Raw genomic sequence first — 1,030 nt, forward strand, 5'->3', positions numbered from 1 at the left:
CGATGCGATCGCCGATGCCCTGCAGCTGCGCGCGCACCGCACGCTGGCGCGCCTCGCGCTGGGCCGGGGTGTCGACCATGTTGGTCTGCACGCGCGGCACGTGCACCGGCGCGGCGCGTGTCGGGCCGGCAGCGCCGGCGGTGGCGAGCGACGGGCGGTCGTAATCCGAGCCGCGCATCTGCGTGGTGCCGAGCTGCACGGGCGTCATCGATTTCGGTGGGCCGCCGAACGCGGTCGACAGCGAATCGGCAACCGCGCGGTACTTGCCCGCATTGACCGACGAGATCGCGTACATCACGACGAAGAACGCGAGCAGCAGCGTGATCAGATCGCCGTACGGGATCGCCCACGCCTCGTGGTTCATGTGCTCTTCGTGGGCGAAGCGGCGCGCCATCAGTGCAGGTATCCCGACAGGCGCGATTCGATGTTGCGCGGGTTCTCGCCCTGCGCGATCGCGATCAGCCCTTCGATGAGCATTTCGCGCTCGGTCGCCTGCGCGTTGATCACGCCCTTGAGCTTGGCCGCCATCGGCAGCAGCGCGAGGTTGGCCGAGCCGATGCCGTAGATCGTCGCGGTGAACGCGGCCGCGATGCCGTGCCCGAGGTTGCTCGGGTCGGCGAGGTTCTTCATCACCGCCATCAGCCCGAGCACCGCGCCGATAATGCCGAGCGTGGGCGCGTAGATGCCCATGCCTTCGAAAACTTTTGCAGCTGCGATGTCGCGGTGCTGGTGGCTCTGCAGTTCGATCTCGAGCGTCTGCCGGATCTGCTCCGGCTCGCTGCCGTCCACCACCATCTGCAGTCCCTTGCGCAGGAAGTCGTCCTGCACGCCGCGCAGTTCGTTCTCCAGGCCGAGCAGGCCCTGGCGACGCGCGGTATGGCTCCAGTCGACGAGGCGGCGGATCTGCGCGTGGCCGTCGCGCACCGGCGGGCTGAACACCCAGCGCACGATCTTCATGGCGCGGCGGAACGTCGGCATCGGCGTCTGCACGAGGATCGCCGCAAGCGTGCCGAGGATCACGATCACGAAA

At 68.3% G+C, this 1,030-nt stretch carries 2 protein-coding genes; both read right to left on the minus strand.

Annotation, left to right across the window (positions count from 1 at the left end; all coding sequences use genetic code 11):
- Positions 1 to 394, minus strand: a 394-nt coding sequence (locus ACKTTN_RS14725; protein ID WP_407910654.1) for a flagellar motor protein MotB, incomplete at its 3' end; no start/stop codon positions are given.
- The coding region (locus ACKTTN_RS14730) for a flagellar motor protein (RefSeq protein ID WP_407910655.1) at positions 394 to 1,030 on the minus strand (637 nt) is incomplete at its 5' end. The genes ACKTTN_RS14730 and ACKTTN_RS14725, both read right to left, overlap by 1 nt.

It is taken from the genome of Lysobacter claricitrinus (genome assembly GCF_045866565.1).
GTDB lineage: Bacteria > Pseudomonadota > Gammaproteobacteria > Xanthomonadales > Xanthomonadaceae > Cognatilysobacter > Cognatilysobacter claricitrinus.